General features: G+C 71.9%; 12 protein-coding genes. 2 read left to right on the forward strand and 10 right to left on the reverse strand.

Features of this window, described 5'->3' with window-relative positions:
- The 10 genes from ABG085_RS18040 to ABG085_RS18085 all read right to left on the reverse strand — a co-directional run bounded on the left by ABG085_RS18040 (nucleotide 1) and on the right by ABG085_RS18085 (nucleotide 9,437).
- A complete protein-coding gene (locus tag ABG085_RS18040; RefSeq protein ID WP_347977125.1) occupies nucleotides 1-711 on the reverse strand; it encodes a 3-oxoacid CoA-transferase subunit B in 711 nt (236 codons plus the stop codon).
- Entirely contained in the window at nucleotides 708-1,478 is a 771-nt protein-coding gene (locus ABG085_RS18045) for a 3-oxoacid CoA-transferase subunit A (protein WP_347977126.1), read from the reverse strand. Before ABG085_RS18045 ends, ABG085_RS18040 begins: the two co-directional genes overlap by 4 nt.
- A 160-nt stretch (nucleotides 1,479-1,638) precedes the next feature.
- Nucleotides 1,639-3,006: a prolyl oligopeptidase family serine peptidase gene (locus ABG085_RS18050; RefSeq protein WP_347977127.1), complete on the reverse strand. Its 1,368-nt coding sequence runs from the start codon at nucleotides 3,004-3,006 to the stop codon at nucleotides 1,639-1,641.
- 101 nt (nucleotides 3,007-3,107) lie between these two features.
- Complete coding sequence (locus tag ABG085_RS18055) at nucleotides 3,108-3,554, reverse strand: MarR family transcriptional regulator (RefSeq protein WP_347977128.1); 447 nt, start codon at nucleotides 3,552-3,554, stop codon at nucleotides 3,108-3,110.
- Nucleotides 3,555-3,696: 142 nt separating this feature from the next.
- Nucleotides 3,697-4,098, reverse strand: a complete 402-nt coding sequence (pcaC, locus tag ABG085_RS18060) for a 4-carboxymuconolactone decarboxylase (RefSeq protein ID WP_347977129.1) — start codon at nucleotides 4,096-4,098, stop codon at nucleotides 3,697-3,699.
- Nucleotides 4,095-4,997 carry an alpha/beta fold hydrolase gene (locus tag ABG085_RS18065; protein ID WP_347977130.1) on the reverse strand — a complete coding sequence of 301 codons (903 nt, stop codon included), beginning with the start codon at nucleotides 4,995-4,997 and terminating at the stop codon, nucleotides 4,095-4,097. The genes pcaC and ABG085_RS18065 overlap by 4 nt, the downstream gene beginning before the upstream one ends.
- Nucleotides 4,994-6,505: a lyase family protein gene (locus tag ABG085_RS18070; protein ID WP_347977131.1), complete on the reverse strand. Its 1,512-nt coding sequence runs from the start codon at nucleotides 6,503-6,505 to the stop codon at nucleotides 4,994-4,996. Before ABG085_RS18070 ends, ABG085_RS18065 begins: the two co-directional genes overlap by 4 nt.
- Entirely contained in the window at nucleotides 6,495-7,073 is a 579-nt protein-coding gene (gene pcaG / locus ABG085_RS18075; RefSeq protein ID WP_347977132.1) for a protocatechuate 3,4-dioxygenase subunit alpha, read from the reverse strand. The genes ABG085_RS18070 and pcaG overlap by 11 nt, the downstream gene beginning before the upstream one ends.
- The gene (pcaH, locus tag ABG085_RS18080; RefSeq protein WP_347977133.1) at nucleotides 7,073-7,975 is read right to left on the reverse strand and encodes a protocatechuate 3,4-dioxygenase subunit beta; all 903 of its coding nucleotides are present in this window, start codon (nucleotides 7,973-7,975) and stop codon (nucleotides 7,073-7,075) included. Before pcaH ends, pcaG begins: the two co-directional genes overlap by 1 nt.
- Nucleotides 7,976-8,678: 703 nt before the next feature.
- Nucleotides 8,679-9,437: an IclR family transcriptional regulator gene (locus ABG085_RS18085; RefSeq protein ID WP_347977134.1), complete on the reverse strand. Its 759-nt coding sequence runs from the start codon at nucleotides 9,435-9,437 to the stop codon at nucleotides 8,679-8,681.
- A gap of 335 nt (nucleotides 9,438-9,772) precedes the next feature.
- On the opposite strand from ABG085_RS18085, the gene ABG085_RS18090 reads away from it, so the two are divergent.
- Together ABG085_RS18090 and ABG085_RS18095 are read left to right on the forward strand one after the other, a co-directional pair.
- Nucleotides 9,773-10,525, forward strand: a complete 753-nt coding sequence (locus ABG085_RS18090; protein ID WP_347977135.1) for an IclR family transcriptional regulator — start codon at nucleotides 9,773-9,775, stop codon at nucleotides 10,523-10,525.
- Between the two features lie 324 nt (nucleotides 10,526-10,849).
- Nucleotides 10,850-12,058: a 4-hydroxybenzoate 3-monooxygenase gene (locus tag ABG085_RS18095; protein ID WP_347977136.1), complete on the forward strand. Its 1,209-nt coding sequence runs from the start codon at nucleotides 10,850-10,852 to the stop codon at nucleotides 12,056-12,058.
- The last annotated feature ends 207 nt before the right edge of the window (nucleotides 12,059-12,265 follow it).

Here is a 12,265-nt window from a genome sequence, read left to right on the forward strand (position 1 = left end):
TCAGTTCTCCTCACGGATGCCGCGGGCCGCGGCATCCGCTGTCTCCGATGCATCGGTCAGTTCCAGTCCGGTGAGCTCTGCGAGAAGCTCGACGGTGTTGTCGCCGAACGCCTCGCGGACGGCGAACCCGTCGGGGGTGACGTCGAAGACGGCGTGGTCGGTGTAGACGCGAGTGACGCACTCGACGCCGGTGAGCGGGTACGTGCACGCCTCGACGAGCTTGGACTCCCCGCTCTTGGTGAGGAGGTCGGTCATGACGTAGACGTTCTTGGCGCCGATGGCGAGGTCCATGGCGCCGCCGACGGCGGGGATCGCGCCGGGCGCGCCGGTCGACCAGTTCGCGAGGTCGCCCGCCTGCGACACCTGGAAGGCGCCGAGCACGCACACGTCGAGGTGGCCGCCGCGCATCATGCCGAACGAGTCGGCGTGATGGAAGTACGCGGATCCGGCGAGCGCGGTGACCGGCTGCTTGCCGGCGTTGATGAGGTCGGGGTCGACCTCGCCGACGGCCGGCGACGGCCCCATGCCGAGCATCCCATTCTCGGTGTGCAGGATGATCTCCTGGTCCTGCGGCAGGTAGTCGGCGACGAGCGTCGGCGCCCCGATGCCGAGGTTGACGTACGAGCCCTCGGGGATGTCCTGCGCGATGCGCGCCGCGAGCTGCTGGCGCGTGATCCGCGTGGCGGACGTCGTGAATTCTGCGGCGCTCACTGGTCGCCCTCCGCTCCGGTCGCTGAGCCTGTCGACGCGTCCGCGAGGAGGCGCCCTTCGATGTCCACGCCGCCGACGAACGCGCCGTCGCGCAGCCACGCCCGCTCCCCCACGGCGACCACGCGGTCGACGAAGATGCCCGGGGTGACCACGGTCTCGGGATCGAGCGACCCGAGCGGCACGATCTCGTCGACCTGCACGATCGTGGTGGACGCGGCGGCGGCCATGATCGGACCGAAGTTGCGCGCCGTCTCGCGGTAGATGAGGTTGCCCCAGCGGTCACCGCGGTACGCGCTCACCAGCGCGACATCCGCCTTGATCGGATACTCGAGGGCGTACGTTCGCCCGTCGATCTCGCGGAGCTCCTTGCCCTCGGCCAGCTGCGTGCCGACGCCGGTCGGCGAGAAGAACGCGCCGATGCCCGCGCCCGCGGCGCGGATGCGCTCGGCGAGGTTGCCCTGCGGCACCAGCTCGAGCTCGATCTCACCGGCGCGGTACAAGCCGTCGAACACCCACGAGTCGTGCTGGCGCGGAAACGAGCACACGATCTTTCGCACGCGCTTCTTGGCGAGGAGGGCGGCCAGCCCCGTATCGCCGTTGCCCGCGTTGTTGTTGATGATCGTGAGGTCGCCGGCGCCCTGGGCGATAAGGGCGTCGATCAGCTCCACGGGCTGCCCCGCTCGCCCGAACCCGCCGATCATGATGGTCGCTCCGTCACGGATGCCGGCCACGGCGTCCTCGACGGAGCCCACGGTCTTGTCGATCATGCGATCCCCTTGTGTTCGCTCTGCGAACAGTCGTCCGTTCTGCGGCCAGTCTAGCGCACGACGCTCGGCTGCGGCATCCGTCCGGGTGCGCGACAAAAGCCGCAGGAGGCCGCACCCGGGGTTCGGGTGCGGCCTCCCGCAAGGCGCGATGCGGCCTGGGTCAGCGGCGTTCGCGGTCGCCGAGGAACTCGCCGGGCTTCGTCTGCACGAAGGCCGATCCGCTCTCGTCCAGCGACGCGGCCAGGCTGTTCATGAGCTCGGCCGACTGGCCGCCCCAGTGCCCGGTCTCGACGCGGTCCATGAGCGTCTCGATACCGGCCGCGATCTCCGCCGGCGTGAAGTTGCAGTGTCCGACGTGGTCGACGAAGTACTGACGGAGGAGGTTCCGGTCGCCTGCCGCGCGGACGTCCTCGGCGTACTCCTCCTCGACCTGCACGGGGGCGAGCACGTCGTCGAGGGTGTGGAGCGACAGCACGGGCATCTCGAGGTCGCCGGTCAGGCCCGACGACGCGCGGAGCGTCTCGACCGATCCCGGGTCCGCGACGACGTCGGCGGTCTGCGTCAGCGTCGCGAGGTCGGCGTTCAGGTCCAGGCCGGCCTGCCGGTACAGCTCTGCGACGAGTGCGCGGTCGGCCGACTGCGCGAAGAGCTTCTGGTAGTCGACGCCGACGTTCCACGTCGCGTTGCCGCCGGCGGTCGACTCGATGTCGAACCGCCCCGGGGTGACGAAGCCGATCGTGCCGATGAGCTGAGAGAAGAGCGCCTGCTGTGCCACGGCGGGATCGGTGGGTGCGTCTGCCGCGAGAACGCCGTCCGACAGGTGGAACAGGGCGGCGGCGAGGGCGACGCGCGCACGCCCCTCGGGCGTCTGCTGGCCGGCCTGCACCGCTGAGCTCAGTGCCGACGACGCCGCGAAGGCCTCGGGAAGCGTGGCGTAGCCCTCGATGTCGATGTCCTGCGCGGGCGCCAGCAGCTGGTCGATCGCGTGCGCGCCGTCGAGCTGGTAGTTGTTCAGGTCGACCCCGCCTTCCATGAGTCCGCACGTGGGCATGGCGCCCTCGACGACGTCTCCTGCGGATTCGGCGATCCTGCCTGTGACGAGGCCGCCCATCGAGGTGCCGTACGCGAGGATGTGCTCGGGGTCGAGCCCGGTCTGGTCCAGCATCGCGTCGAGCGACTGCAGCTGGTCGTCGACCGCCGTGGGAACCGCCCAGCCGCTCGCGGCGTACGACGAGCCGACGAGCGCGTAGCCCTGCTCGAGCAGCAGTGCCTTCGTCGCCTCATTGGGAGCGACGGATGCCGGATTCCCGGGTACGAACGAAGGCCGGTAGCCGTGGCTGTAGAGCAGCACGGTGCCGTTCCAGTCGGCGGGCACCGAGGCGAGCCAGGTCGTGCCGGTGGGGAGCGAACCGGAGTAATCGCCCGGAGTGGCTGCGACGGCGGCGGGGGCGACGAGACCGGCCGAGAGCAGCGCGCCGGCGGCGACCGCTGCGACTCCGAGGATGCGCGTGCGAACGTGCGGGGACATGGGGTGGTCCTTCCGTTGTCATCATCGACAGGGGCCCCGACGTCGGCGACGGAGCTAGGACCAATTATCAAGTTTCCTGATGATCAGTCAATGGACAGATCTCAGTCGGTGAGAGGCGGCGATTTCTCCAGCGCCCGCCGCGCGTCTTGCAGCCATCTGCCGAGGGCCGAGCGCTCGACCGACGACAGCCCCGCGAACGCCTCGGCCTCGATGCGGTCGACGTCGTCGCGGCATGCCGCGAGCAGCGCGGTGCCGGCCCGGGTGAGCGAGATCGTCATGCGGCGGCGGTTGTCGGCGTCGCGCGCACGCTCGATCAGTCCGGCCTCGGCCAGGGCCCGCACGATCCCCTCCATCGCCTGCGCCGACACGAAGGCATGGCGGGCGAGCTGAGCGGAGCTCATACCGGGATGCTGCTCCAGCACGGTGAGCGCCGTGTACTGGGTGACCGTGATGCCATGGGGTCGCACGACCGCGTCGAGGCGCCCGCGGACCGCCAGTTCGACCTGCTTCACCTGATAGAGGATGCGGGGCGCGTGCTCGGCCGTCATGCGGTCCCCGGGTCCGTCATGCGATGAAGCATAGAGGCTCCCACACGGGATCGACGTCCGGCGCGGTGCCGCGGCATCCGTTCGCCGGTCACGAAAGGTGCCTTCATGCCGGGCGCGGCGGCATGACGTGACCCGCGAACGGTCAGGCGGGCTCGGCGAAGACCTCGCTCGCGATGCGGAACGCCGTGTTCGCCGCCGGGACACCGGAGTACACGGCCGACTGCAGGATGATCTCGCGGATCTCGTCGACGGTCAGGCCGTTGCGCAGCCCCGCGCGCAGATGCATCGCGAGCTCTTCGTGGTGTCCGTGCGCGATCAGTGACGTGATCACCGCGACCGACCGCGACCGCCGATCGAGCCCCGGTCGCGACCAGACGTCGCCCCACGCGACGCGGGTGATGAAGTCCTGGAAGTCGGCGGTGAGCTCGGTGGTGCCGGCGATGGCCCGGTCGACGTGCGCGTCCGACAGCACCTCGCGCCGCACTGTCATCCCCTGGTCGTAGCGCTCCTCGTCGGTGAGGCCCTCCCCCTCGGGGCGGCTCATGCGGCACGCTCCCGGGCGACGGCGTCGAAGAACGCGCGCAGCGCCGCGGCGGTCGCCGCCGGGTCGTCCGCAGGAGGCAGGTGCGCGGCATCCGGAATCCCGATCGCCTCACCCCGCTGCACGCCGTCGGCGATCTCGCGAGCGGATGCCTCGGGCGTGACGCCGTCGTGATCGCCCCACACCGCGAGCACCGGGGTGGCGATCTCGCCGAGCCGGTCGCGCACGTCGAAGGCGGCGAGCGCCTCGCAGCACAGGGCGTAGCTCTCGTCGTCGGTGTTCTGCAGGACGTGCAGCATGCGCCCGGTCAGGTCGGGGTCGCGCGCGATGGTGTCCGGCGCGAACCAGCGCTGCGCCGAGCCGACGACGAGGCTCGACGTGCTCTGCGCCCGCACCTGGGCGGCGCGGTCGTGCCAGCCCTGCGGTGCGCCGATCGCCGCGCCGGAGCACAGGATGGCTGCCGCGCCGATCCGGTCGCCGTGGCGCAGCAGCAGCTCGAGGCCGACGCAGCCGCCGAGGGACACGCCGGCGTAGAGGAACGGCCCGTCGATCGCCGCAGCGACGGCCTCGGCGAGGTCCGCCATCGTGAACGGCTCCGTCGCCGCCGGCGCCGTGCCGTGGCCCGGCAGGTTCCACGCGACGACGCGATAGTGCTCGGCGAGCGTCGGGATCACGCGCTCCCACAGCATCGTCGAGGTGCCGAGCGACGGGCCGAGCACGAGCGTCGGCGCGTCGGCGGCTGCGCCGGTTCCGGCGCCCGCGCTGATTCCGGTGTCCGCATCGTGTCGGACGCCTGCGCCGGTTCCGGCGCCCGAGCCGGTTCCGGCGGCGGCGCCACTCCCGGTCCCTGAGCTTGTCGAAGGGCCGACGGGCGCGCTGACCGCGATGGGGGGAAGGGTCACGGGTTCTCCTCCTGGTCCGAGAGCGGCGTTCGGGGCGCGTCGTGCCCGCTTGGGGCGTGCGCCGCGCGCCCCGAACGCACGTCGTGCGCCCCGAACCGGGGTCCGGCGTCGAAGCCCGACCGGCCGGAAGGCCTGACGGCGTCGTCGACGAGCGCTCCAGCGAGGCCGGTGTAGTTCGCAGGGTCGAGCAGGTCGGCGACGAACGCCTCGGGCGTCGCGCCGCGCTCATCGGCGAGCGTGGCGACCTCGGGCGTGCCGGCGAGCGTCGACGCGAGGTCGCTGCCCGCGGCCGCCTCCGACACCAGCCGCGTCACGCGCTGCGCGCCGAGCGCCGGGCCGAGCACGAGCGAGAGCCGCTCCGCCACGATGAGTCCGCGCGTCGCGGCCAGGTTGCGGGCCACCGCGTCGGTGTCGACGTGCAGGTCGGCCACGAGCGCAGCGGCGTTCGCCGTCGCACCCAGCGCCAGCCGCAGGAGCTCCCTGAGCGTCGGCCACTCCGCGTGCCAGGCGCCGTCGGGCCGCTCGTCGGCGGCGAGCGCCGAGGCGAGGTGCAGCGTCGCGCCGAGCTGGGGTGCACGCAGCGCGGCCGAGCGGATGAGCACGGATGCCGCGGGGTTGCGCTTCTGCGGCATCGCCGACGACCCGCCGCCCGAGCCCTCGGCGAGCTCGCCGATCTCGGTGCGGCTGAGAGTGGCGACATCCCCGGCGATCTTGCCGACCGCATCGATCGCCTGCACGAGCGCGTCGCCGAGCTCGGTGACGGGCCAGCGCGTCGTGTGCCACGGCGCGTCGGGGGCCGCGAGTCCGAGCTCGCGCGCGAATGCGGCGGGAAGGTCGGCCGCCACGTCGGGCCCGGCGATCTCGGCGAACGACGCCAGCGTTCCCGCCGCCCCGCCCAGCTGCGCCGGAAGCCGGTGCTCGACCGCTTCGACGCGCTCCTTGGCACGCGCGACGCCCCGCAGCCACCCTGCGGCGCGCAGGCCCACGGTCGTCGGCACCGCGTGCTGCGTGAGCGTGCGAGCGGCCGCCACCTCGTCGCGCCGGGAACGCGCCAGCGAGCGCAGTGAAATCTCGGTGTGCGCCAGCGCCGCGATGATCCTGCTGGTCGCCGTCCGTGCGATGAGCATCGCCGCCGTGTCGACGATGTCCTGGCTCGTCGCGCCGCGGTGCACCCAGCCGCGGGCGTCGTCCGACACCCGCTCCTTGAGCTGCGCGACCAGGGGGATGACGGGATTCCCGCCGGACACGGATGCCGCAGCCAGCGCCGTCGGATCCACGCCGTGCTCGCGGCATCCGCGCAGGGCGCCCTGCCAGCCGAACTCCGTCTCGATCTCGTCCACCGCGTCCGCCGGCGCGATGCCGACCTCGCGATACGCCCGGGCCAGCGCGACCTCGGCGGTGACCAAGGCGTCGAGGTACGCGGCATCCGTCACCGTCTCGTCGTGACCCACGGTCACCGGCGAGAGCAGGCCCTCATCGAGTGGGGGCCGGTCACGGTCAGAAGGCAAGGAACACGGTCTCCTTCTCGCCCTGCAGGTGGATGTCGTGGTGCAGGTTGCCACCGGGCAGGCGCGTCGCGATGAGCGTAGCGCGCTCGTCTGCGTCGAGCGAGGACAGCAGCGGATCGGCGGCGAGGAGCTCCTCGTGCTCGGGCAGGTAGACGCGGGTCACGAGCTTGTCGGGCAGGCCCCGGGCGAAGACGACCACCGAGTAGAACGGCGCGCCGCCGTCGACCGGACCGGGGTTGCGGGTCCAGAACTCGTAGCGGCCGACATCCGTCGTCGCGGCGCGGCCGAAGCCGGTGAACGAGTGGTCGTCGCGGCGGAGCGCGCCGTGCGCGCGCGGGATCTCGCCGTTCTCGTCGGCGCTCCAGATCTCGACGACGGCGTCGGGGATCGGCGCACCGCCGCCGTCGAACACCGTGCCGCCGAGCACGATCGCGCCGGGGCTGTGCGGGAAGACGACCTCGTGCTTCTTCGGATAGTCCAGGCCGAAGGCGAAGAACGGGCCCACCGTCTGCCCGCCGGTGGCCTCGTGGGTCTTCGGGCCCAGGTCGCGCTTGGTGCGGGTCGACATCAGTGCTCTCCTTCTTCGGGCTCGAACCAGGTCGCGTCGGGGCCGTCGACGACGATGTCGAAGCGGTAGCCCATCGAGAACTCCGGAACCGACAGGTCGTGGTCGTACAGGCCGATGAGCCGGTCGCGGTCCTTCTGCCGCCAGATGGTGTTGTAGATCGGGTCGAGCGGGAACAGCGGATCGCCCGGGAAGTACATCTGCGTCACGAGGCGCTGCGTGAACCCGGAGCCGAAGATCGAGAAGTGGATGTGCGCCGGACGCCACGCGTTCACGTGGTTCTTCCACGGGTAGGCGCCGGGCTTGATCGTCGTGAACTTGTAGAACCCGTCGTCGTCGGTGACGGTGCGGCCGGCCCCGGTGAAGTTCGGGTCGAGGGGCGCCGGATGCTGGTCGCGCTGGTGGATGTAGCGGCCCGCGGCGTTCGCCTGCCAGATCTCGACGAGCTGGTTGCGGACGGGCCGGCCCCACGAGTCGAGCACGCGGCCCTCGACCGTCATCCGCTCGCCCTGGGGCTCGCCGATGTGCTGCAGCGTCAAGTCGGACTCGATCGCGGCGACGTCGCGCTGGCCGAAGGCCGGCGACCACAGCTCGATGGTCTCGGGGTCGACGAGCTTCGGGTTCTTCGTCGGGTGGCGCAGCAGGGTCGAGCGGTACGGCGGGAAGTCGTGGAGGCTCATGTTGAGCCTGTCTCCCGCCTCCTCCCGGCGCGCGGCGGCGGCGTGGTAGTCGACGATCTCCTGCGTGATCTCGCGCTGCGTCAGCTGGTCGGGCGAGGCCAGCAGCGACTCCGGCGCTGCCGCGTCAACGCTTGCGCCGGCGGGCGGTGCTGCGGCGTGCTGCTCGAGCACCACCGATGACGAGAACGCCTCCTCGCCCCGGGGATCGGGCTGGGTCGCGGTCATTGAGGTCTCCTTCGACGACTCGGGTGGTCCCAGGTTCGCACCGGCCCGCCGGGTCCGCGTCGTAGATTCCCACTCAGTGGGAATCACGGATGCCTCGGCCGTCGACATCCGTCCCCCACCGGGGTTTGGGGCGCGAATCGTGCGTTCGGGGCGCGAAACGTGCGCCCCGAACGCAAGGATGCGCCCCAAACCCGAGGGATCCCGGCGCGCGGGATGACGGTGGAGACGGATGCCCCGGCCCGCGACATCCGTCCCCCATCGGCGTTTGGGGCGCGAAACGTCCGTTCGGGGCGCGAAAAATGCGCCCCGAACGCACAGGATGCGCCCCAAACCCGAGGGACCCCGGCGCGCGAGACGACGGTGGAGACGGATGCCCCGGCCCGCAGCATCCGTCCCCTACCGGGGTTTGGGGCGCGAAACGTCCGTTGGGGCGCGAAACGTGCGCCCCGATGCACAGGATGCGCCCCAAACCGGAGGGGATCCCGACGGTCGGGATGACGGTGGAGACGGATGCCCTGGCCCGCAGCATCCGTCCACATCGGCGTTTGGGGCGCGAATCGTGCGTTCGGGGCGCGAAAAGTGCGCCCCGACGGCACGGCATGCGCCCCAAACCCGAGGGGACACCGGCTCGAGGGACCGGAGCGACGTCGACCTCAGGATGCCGGGGCGCTTGGGCCCACCGCAGCGAAGTCGTTAGCGACGATCAGGTGTGGCGGAGGTCGTGGTGGAGGTCCTTCGCGGCCTGCACCACCAGCGGACCCAGCCGGCGTTCGTCGGCGCGTTCGAGGTGCACGACCAGGCCGAGCGCCGTGGGTGGCAGGCCGTCGACGCGGGGCAGCGCGGCGGCGACCGAGACGTTGCCGAGGGTCATCTCCTCGCGGGTCGTGGCGTAGCCGAGGGCTCGGGTGCGGGCGATGTCGGCGCGCAGTTCGGACTCGGTCGTGATCGAGTTCACGGTCTCGCGCTCGAGCGGCGCCCGGAAGTACTGCCGCAGCCAGCTCTCGTCGCGCGTCGCGAGCAGGGCCTTGCCGACGCCCGTCACGTGCAGCGGTCCGCGCCCGCCCATGCGGCTCAGGGTGGGGATCGACTGGCGTCCGGTGAGGCGTCCGACGTACAGCGCGCTCGTCGTCTCGGGGGTGGCGCCGTCGAGCACCGCGAGATGCACGTTCTCGCCGGTCGCCTCGTACAGCCGCACCATGTGCGGCAGCGCCGTCTCGCGCAGTCGCAGCGACAGCGGCGAGAGCTCGCCGAGCTCCCACAGCCGCGGGCCGATGGCGTAGGTGTGGCCGGGGCCTCGCGTCATCAGCCCCTGCGCCACGAGGCTGGCGAGCAGGCGGTGCAGCGTCGATGTGGCGAGCCCCGTGCGGGCCGCGAGCGTGGCCGCGGTGGCGGCCGGCTCGTCGTCCGTGAAGCATCCGAGCACGCGCAGCGTGCGCTCGAGCACACCCTCGCCGTAGGCCATGGATCCTCCCCAGCCCGACGTTACTCCGCAGCCGCGCTCGGCAGGATGCTCCGGGCGAAAGGACGGCTCCTCCCGGTCGTCAGGGAGCTCGGGCCGACTGACGCCACCCCACTTCCGGTCGTTGAGCGAGCGAGGAACGAGCGAGACGAAACGCCTGCACCCGGTATCCGTTCGGTTCGGCGCGTTTCGTCTCGGTCGCTGGCGCTCCCTCGCTCAACGACCCCGAACCTTGGGACCGGTCGTTGAGCGAGCTGAGCACCGATCGCTGAGCGAGCGTGCGAGTCGAAACGCAGAGACGAAACGCGCCGCGCGCACCCGGATGGCAGAGTGGGCGCATGGCCAACTCGCCCTCCGGCGACTCGATGACCGACCGCATCGTCCGCGTGCTCGAGACGTTCACGGCCGAGCGCTCGATGCAGTCGGCCGCGGAGATCGGCCGCCGCGCGGGGCTGCCCTCGTCCACGGCGCACCGCATCGTCGACGAGCTCGTCGACGCGGGGCTCCTCGAGCGCGACGAGGACCGCCGCGTGCACCTGGGCCTGCGCCTGTGGGAGCTCGCCCTCCGCGGTTCGACCGCGCTGCGTCTGCGCCAGGCGGCGCTCCCCCACATGGAGCAGGTGCAGGCCCGCATCCGCGAGCACACGCAGCTTGCCGTGCTCGAGCAGGACGAGGCGCTCTTCCTCGAGCGCCTCTCCCACCCCGACGCCGGCGCCAACATCACCCGCATCGCCGGTCGGCTGCCGCTGCACGCGTCGTCCTCGGGCCTCGTGCTGCTCGCCCATGCCCCGTCGCCACTCCGCGAGCGGGTGCTGACCGGCCCGCTGCGGGCATTGGCTCCCGAGACGGTGACGGATGCCGCACGCCTCCGCCGCCTGCTCACCGACGTCCGCCGCACCGGAGTGGTGGTCGCGCCGGGCTCGATCGAGGCCGTCTCGACCGGGGTGGCCGTGCCGATCCGCGACGCGGGCGAGGTCGTCGCCGCGCTCTCGGTCGTGCTCCCTCGCGAGACCGACCCGGACGCCGCCATCGCCGCCCTGCGCGACGCCGCGGCCGGCATCGAGGCCGCGCTCCGCGCCGACCGCCGCTGACCTCGAGCGAAGAGCAGGAGCACGGAGGTGACCGCTGGCCACTGCCTCAACTGAGGAAGCGCGCGGGTCGTCCTCAGTTGAGGAAGCGCGCGGCGCGTACTCAGTTGAGGAAACGCGCGCAGATGCGGAAGGGGATCGCGAGACCGCTCCTCATCTCGGCTCACGTCCTCAGTTGAGGACGCCGGCGCTCAGATGTGCCACCGAACTCCCGCGCCCCAGCGGCAAGCGACGCTTCCCGATGAACGGGAATCCCGCGCAACGCCGGCCCGACAGCGGCACACTGGGCCGCAGCATCCATCACCCGTGCTCGTCGAAGGAGACGTCATGTCCACGATCCGCACCCGCGTCGCCATCGTCGGCGCCGGGCCCGCCGGCCTCCTGCTCTCGCACCTGCTGGGGATCGCGGGCATCGAGTCCGTGGTGATCGACCAGCGCTCGCGCGACGAGATCGAGACCACGATCCGCGCCGGCATCCTCGAGCAGGGCACGGTCGAGATCCTCGACCAGTCCGGCGCCTCCAGTCGCGTGCGCACGGTCGGCAATCGCCACGACGGCATCGAGCTGCGCTTCGCCGGCGCGGGCCACCGCATCGACTTCGCCGAGCTCGTCGGCCGCGGCGTGTGGCTGTACCCGCAGCACGAGGTGCTCAAAGACCTGATCGCCGTGCGCCTCGGCAAAGGCCAGGACCTCCGCTTCGGCGTGACCGCACTGCGCGTCGAGGACGCGGCATCCGATCGCTCTCGCCTCATCGCGACCGACGCAGACGGCTCGGCGCTCGAGATCGAGGCCGACTTCGTCGTCGGCGCCGACGGCTCGCGCAGCGTCGTGCGCGAGGCGGTCACCGGCTCACACACCGGCGGCTACTTCCGCGAGTACCCGTTCGCGTGGTTCGGCATCCTGTGCGAGGCGCCGCCGAGCGCCGACGAGCTGATCTACAGCAACTCGCCGAACGGCTTCGCGCTCATCAGTCAGCGCAGCGCCACGGTGCAGCGCATGTACTTCCAGTGCGATCCGGATGCCGACCCCAGCGCCTTCACCGAGGAGCAGCTGTGGAACGAGCTGCAGTCGCGCGTGCCCGGCACCACGCTGAAGGAGGGCCCGATCTTCCAGCGCGATGTGCTGCGCTTCCGCAGCTTCGTCGCGCACCAGCTGCTGCGCGGCCGGGTCGCGCTCATCGGCGACGCGGCTCACACCGTGCCGCCCACCGGCGCCAAGGGCATGAACCTGGCCGTCGCCGACGTGCTGGTGCTCGAGCGGGCGCTGCGTGCGCTGCTGCTCGAGGACGACGACCGGCTCATCGAGGCGTTCCCCGAGACGGCGCTGCACCGCATCTGGAAGGCCCAGCACTTCTCGTGGTGGATGACCAACATGCTGCACAGCCCTGTTTCTGCGGGCAGCGCCGGGGCCCCCGACGCGTCGGACTTCGACCGCCTGCGCCAGCTCGGCGAGCTGCGCTCGGTCGTCGAGTCCGAGGCCGGCCGCCGCTTCCTCGCCGAGGCCTACACCGGGTGGCCGCTCGAGGGCCTCGCCTGACGCCGCGCCTCTTCCGCCGCCCCTCGCCCTCCCCTCGCACCGCTCCCCGTGCCCCGCTCGCGCCCTCCCGCGCCCCCTCCACCTCTGTTCACTTGCGCTATACGTACGCGAATGGGGGCGTGAAGCGTACGTATAGCGCAAGTGAACACCCACCCCGCGCGACTGCCGCTGAACGGGAATCGACGGATGCCGCAGCCGCCGCTCGGC

The sequence above is a fragment of the Microbacterium sp. ProA8 genome, from assembly GCF_039905635.1.
Lineage (GTDB): Bacteria > Actinomycetota > Actinomycetes > Actinomycetales > Microbacteriaceae > Microbacterium > Microbacterium chionoecetis.

Excerpts from the sequence above, each read along its gene's own strand:
- ABG085_RS18095 (WP_347977136.1), top strand. The coding sequence starts at position 10,850 with ATGTCCACGATCCGCACCCGCGTCGCCATCGTCGGCGCCGGGCCCGCC.
- ABG085_RS18085 (WP_347977134.1), bottom strand. The coding sequence starts at position 9,437 with ATGGCCTACGGCGAGGGTGTGCTCGAGCGCACGCTGCGCGTGCTCGGA.
- ABG085_RS18090 (WP_347977135.1), top strand. The coding sequence starts at position 9,773 with ATGGCCAACTCGCCCTCCGGCGACTCGATGACCGACCGCATCGTCCGC.
- ABG085_RS18045 (WP_347977126.1), bottom strand. The coding sequence starts at position 1,478 with ATGATCGACAAGACCGTGGGCTCCGTCGAGGACGCCGTGGCCGGCATC.
- pcaG (WP_347977132.1), bottom strand. The coding sequence starts at position 7,073 with ATGTCGACCCGCACCAAGCGCGACCTGGGCCCGAAGACCCACGAGGCC.
- ABG085_RS18055 (WP_347977128.1), bottom strand. The coding sequence starts at position 3,554 with ATGACGGCCGAGCACGCGCCCCGCATCCTCTATCAGGTGAAGCAGGTC.
- ABG085_RS18050 (WP_347977127.1), bottom strand. The coding sequence starts at position 3,006 with ATGTCCCCGCACGTTCGCACGCGCATCCTCGGAGTCGCAGCGGTCGCC.
- pcaC (WP_347977129.1), bottom strand. The coding sequence starts at position 4,098 with ATGAGCCGCCCCGAGGGGGAGGGCCTCACCGACGAGGAGCGCTACGAC.
- pcaH (WP_347977133.1), bottom strand. The coding sequence starts at position 7,975 with ATGACCGCGACCCAGCCCGATCCCCGGGGCGAGGAGGCGTTCTCGTCA.